The 4,441-nt window shown below is 69.6% G+C and carries 6 protein-coding genes; 4 read left to right on the plus strand and 2 right to left on the minus strand.

The annotated features are described in order from the left end of the window. The 3 genes from AC1DY5_RS43405 to AC1DY5_RS43415 form a co-directional block, all read left to right on the plus strand. Positions 1-603, plus strand: a 603-nt coding sequence (locus AC1DY5_RS43405) for an ABC transporter ATP-binding protein (protein WP_478120600.1), incomplete at its 5' end; no start/stop codon positions are given. Beyond that, the gene (locus tag AC1DY5_RS43410; protein ID WP_478120601.1) at positions 596-1,300 is read left to right on the plus strand and encodes an ABC transporter ATP-binding protein; all 705 of its coding nucleotides are present in this window, start codon (positions 596-598) and stop codon (positions 1,298-1,300) included. The genes AC1DY5_RS43405 and AC1DY5_RS43410, both read left to right, overlap by 8 nt. A 4-nt stretch (positions 1,301-1,304) precedes the next feature. After that, the gene (locus tag AC1DY5_RS43415) at positions 1,305-1,697 is read left to right on the plus strand and encodes an SRPBCC family protein (RefSeq protein ID WP_478120602.1); all 393 of its coding nucleotides are present in this window, start codon (positions 1,305-1,307) and stop codon (positions 1,695-1,697) included. 10 nt (positions 1,698-1,707) lie between these two features. Here AC1DY5_RS43415 and AC1DY5_RS43420 read toward each other — a convergent pair whose 3' ends face one another. After that, the gene (locus tag AC1DY5_RS43420) at positions 1,708-2,325 is read right to left on the minus strand and encodes an NAD(P)-dependent oxidoreductase (RefSeq protein ID WP_478120603.1); all 618 of its coding nucleotides are present in this window, start codon (positions 2,323-2,325) and stop codon (positions 1,708-1,710) included. Positions 2,326-2,445: 120 nt separating this feature from the next. Here AC1DY5_RS43420 and AC1DY5_RS43425 point away from each other — a divergent pair, with 120 nt between their 5' ends. After that, on the plus strand, positions 2,446-3,405 hold the full coding sequence (locus AC1DY5_RS43425) for a LysR family transcriptional regulator (protein ID WP_478120604.1): 960 nt from the start codon (positions 2,446-2,448) through the stop codon (positions 3,403-3,405). Here AC1DY5_RS43425 and AC1DY5_RS43430 read toward each other — a convergent pair. After that, positions 3,350-4,441: HPP family protein (locus AC1DY5_RS43430; RefSeq protein WP_478120605.1), on the minus strand; the 1,092-nt coding region annotated here is incomplete at its 5' end. The genes AC1DY5_RS43425 and AC1DY5_RS43430 overlap by 56 nt on opposite strands.

Consider the following 4,441-nt stretch of genomic DNA (forward strand, 5'->3'; position numbering starts at 1 on the left):
GGCGTGCTCACCCCCACCGAGGGCCGCATCGATCTCGAGGGCGAGGACATCACGCGGCTGGCGCCGCACCGGCGGGTCGCGCGCGGCATGGTCCGCACCTTCCAGATCAACCAGTTGTTCGACTCGATGACGCCGCTGGAGACGCTGACGCTGGTGGTCTCGCAGCACGCGGGTGTCGGTGCGCAGTGGTGGCTGCCGCTCGGGTCGTCGAAGGCGGTGGCCGAACGGGCMGGACAGTTGCTCGAACAGTTCCGCCTGACCGATGTCGCCCAACAGCAGACCCGGCATCTGGCCTACGGCAAGCGCCGCCTGCTCGAGATCGCGATCGCGCTGGCCTGCGAGCCGCGCGTGCTGCTGCTCGACGAGCCCGYGGCCGGCGTGCCGGCCGGCGAACGCGAGGAACTGCTCGAGACCGTGGCGGCGTTGCCGGCCGACGTCTCGGTGCTGCTGATCGAGCACGACATGGACCTGGTCTTCAGCTTCGCCGATCGCATGACGGTGCTGGTCAACGGCACGCTGCTGACCGAAGGCGACCCGGACACGATCGCCAACGACCCGAAAGTCAAGGAGGTCTATCTGGGCCATGGAGCCGGGCATGTCTGAGTTGCTGCGCATCGAGAACCTGAGCGCCGGCTACGGCGAGGCCGTGGTGCTGCACGACGTTGCGCTGGCCCTGGGCGAGGGCCAGACACTGGCGCTGCTGGGCCGCAACGGCACCGGCAAGACCACGCTGATCAACACGCTGGCCGGTGCCACGCGCCAGCATGGCGGCAGCATCACGCTGGGCGGCGCGGCGCTGCACAAGCTCTCGCCGCACCTGCGCGCGGCGGCTGGCATCGGCTGGGTGCCGCAAGAGCGCAACATCTTCAAGTCGCTGACCGTGCACGAGAACCTGACGGCGGTCGAGCGGCCGGGCAAGTGGAACCCGCAGCGCGTCTACGAGATGTTTCCGCGGCTCGCGGAGCGCAAGGGCAACCTCGGCACGCAGCTGTCGGGCGGCGAGCAGCAGATGCTCGCGGTCGGCCGTGCGCTGGTGCTGAACCCGACGCTGCTGCTGCTCGACGAACCGCTTGAAGGGCTGGCGCCGATCATCGTCGAGGAGTTGCTGCGCGCGATCCGCCGCATCACCCGCGAAGAGGGCTTGGCGGCTATCATCGTCGAGCAGCATCCCCAGGCGATCTTGGCGATCTCCGACGAGGCGGTGGTGCTGGACCACGGCACCGTGGTGCATGCCGACCATGCAGCCACGCTGCAGGCGCAGCCCGAGGTGCTGGAGCGGTTATTGGGCGTCGGGAGGTAATGCCATGGCATCGATTCGACAGGAAATCCAGGTCGCGGCAAGCGCCGAGAAGATCTGGGACGCGGTTCGCGACGTCGGCGAGATCCACCGCCGGCTGGTGCCGGGCTTCGTGACCGACTGCCGGCTCGAAGGCGACACGCGGATCGTCACCTTCGGTAATGGCATGGTGGTGCGCGAACTGATCGTAGACTGCGACGACGTGGCGCGGCGCCTGGCGTGGTCGGCCAGCGGCGGCCGCCTCACGCACCACAACGCATCGCTGCAGGTGATCGCCGAAGACCCGACGCACAGCCGCCTGGTCTGGATCGCCGACCTGATGCCGCACGAGATGGCGGAGCCGATCGCCGGCATGATCGCGGCCGGCATGCAGGCGATGAAGAAGACGCTGGAAGCGTGAGCGCGCTGGCTCAATACCCTGCGGTGAAGCGCTGGCGGGAGTGCCTCGGCGAATCAATTTCATCGACCATAGCAATCGCGTAGTCCTCCATCGAGATCCAGCTCTTGCCGTCGGCGTCGCTCAGCAGGCTGTCGCCGCCGATGCGGAATTTTCCCGTGCGCTGGCCCGGTTCGAAGATCGCGGAGGGCGACAGGAAGGTCCAGTCGAGCTCTTTCTCCAGGCGCAGCGCGGCCAGCATCACGCCGCCGGCCGCCGCCTCGGCCTTGTAGGCTTCGGGAAAGCCAGGTGCGTCGATCAGCGCCGAGCCGGGCGCGACCTCGAGGCTGCCGGCGCCGCCAACCACCAGCAAGCGGGGCACGCCAGCTTGCTTGGCCGCGGCGATCAGGGTTGCGGCATCGGTGCCGCCCGCGAAGCGGGTCGAACTGACGATGGCGTCGTGTCCGCGCAGCAGCGGGACCAGGGCCTCGACCGACTTCGCATCCGCAGCCTTGGCGGTCAGGCCGGGACGGGCCTCGACGCCGTCGATCTTGCGCGCGATGCCGGTCACGCTGTGGCCGCGCGCCAGCAGTTCGTTGGCGATGCGTGAACCGGCGCGGCCGGTGATGCCGAGAAGGGCGATTCTGCTCATGTGAGTTCCTTGCGAGAGTTGATTTGGACGAACGGTGTCGATTCGCCTGCATCGTACGTTTCATGATCCGATCGAAAAACCGCTTAGCATGCAATGGTTTGTTGCTCAGATCGATCGAATATGGACCGCATCACCGCCGCCGAGGTCTTCGTGCGAATCGCCGAGCGCGGCAGCATGAGCGCCGCCGCCGAGGCGCTCGACATGTCGCGCGCGATGGTCACCCGCTACCTCGCGCAGATGGAGCAGTGGGCCGGTGCGCGGCTCCTGCATCGGACGACGCGCCGGCTCAGCCTGACCGAGGCCGGCGAGGAAACACTGGCGCGCTGCCGCCGCATGCTCGAGGTGTCGGCCGAGATGGCGACGGCCGCCAGCGCCTGCGCGGACGAACCGCGCGGCCTGCTGCGCGTCGCCTGCGCGCAGTCGCTGGCGCAGGAGGTTCTTGCGGCGGCGGTGGCCGACTACCTGCGCCGCCACCGCCAAGCCGCGATCGACCTGCACATCGACGCCCGGCCGGTGAACCTGGTCGAGGAGCGCATCGACCTGGCGATCCGCATCACCAACGAACTCGACCCGAACCTGATCGCCCGGCCGCTCGGCCACTGCGCCTCGGTGGTCTGCGCCTCGCCGGCCTATCTCGCCGCCCACGGGACGCCGCGCAGCGTGCAGGACCTGGCCACGCACAACTGCCTGACGTACTCCTACTTCGGCAAGAGCTTGTGGCAGTTCGCGCATGGTGGCGAGCGCGTCGCGGTGCCGGTCGGCGGAACCCTGAGCGCCAACGAGTCGCAGGTGCTGCTGGCGGCGGCGATCGAGGGCGCCGGCATCGCGATGCAGCCGGCCTATTCGGCCAACTGGCCGATCGCGCAAGGCCGGCTGGTGGCGCTGCTGCCGGACTTCGTGCCGCAGGGCCTGGGCGTCTACGGTGTCTATGCGTCGCGGCGTCAGATGCCGGCGTCGCTGCGGATGCTGCTGGATTTCCTGGTGGCGCGTTTCGCCGATCCGGCGCACTGGCCGCCGCAGGAAACTAGTTCTCCGGCCCGACCGCGCGGTAGAGCGCGCGCACGAAATCCGACTGCGTGACCATTCCGGTCAGCCGGCGCTCGTGGTCGATGATCGGGATGTGGTGATGTCCGCCTTCAGAGAACAGCGGCACCAGTTCCGCCAGCGGCCGCTCCTCGCTGGCCACCCGCACCTGTCGCGTCATGATCTGTCCCACCACCTCGGGCTTGCTCGACATCACGCTGCGGGTCGCGCGGATGAAGTCGCGCAGGCGTCCTCCGATGCCTTCGTGGTGCTGCAGGTCGATCTGCCGGAAGAAATCGGCCTGCGTCACGATGCCGACCACCCGGCGCGTCCGGTCGGTCACCGGCAGCGCCTTGATGCGGCGCTCATGCATCAGGGTCCAGGCTTCCTGCAGCGGCATGCCGAACTCGGCCACCACCAGGTCGCGCGACATGATGTCGGCGCAGCGCACGGTGCCCAGACGCCGGCGCCAGGATTCCATCTCGGTCTGCCGGATCAGCGATTCGAGGTCGTCGCGGCTGATGTCGAGCACCTGGTTGTAGCGCGCCAGCACGGCGTCGACGTCGGCCGAACTGAAGCGCGCATCGGCCCCGGGCTGGCGCGGCGCCAGTTGCACGTGCGGATAGCGGCGGCCGCTGAGGCTGTTGTAGGCCACGCCGGCGAGCACCAGCAGCAGCGAGTCGGCCAGCACCGGCAGCAGGGCGAAGGGCAGGTCCGCCCGGTGCGTGAGCACGGCCAGCAGCGCCACCGCGCCGCCCGGCGGGTGCAGGCAGCGCAGCGTGAACATCAGGCCGATGGCCAGCGCGGTCGCCAGCGCGCCGACCCAGACCGTGTCCGCCGGCAGCCAGTGGGCGCAGGCGACACCGACCAGTGCCGCCAGGGTATTGCCGCCGATCACCGGCCAGGGCTGGGCCAGCGGGCTGGCCGGCAGGGCGAACACCAGCACCGCGCTGGCGCCCAGCGGCGCGATCAGCCAGCCGCTGCCGCCGGCCAGCCACTCGCAGGCCAGCCCGGTGAACAACAGCCCGACCGCGGCGCCGACGACCGCGCGCAGGCGTTCGCGCCCATCGACGACCGTCGGGCCGGGCAGCCA

The organism is Variovorax sp. P4_D9 (assembly GCF_056401695.1).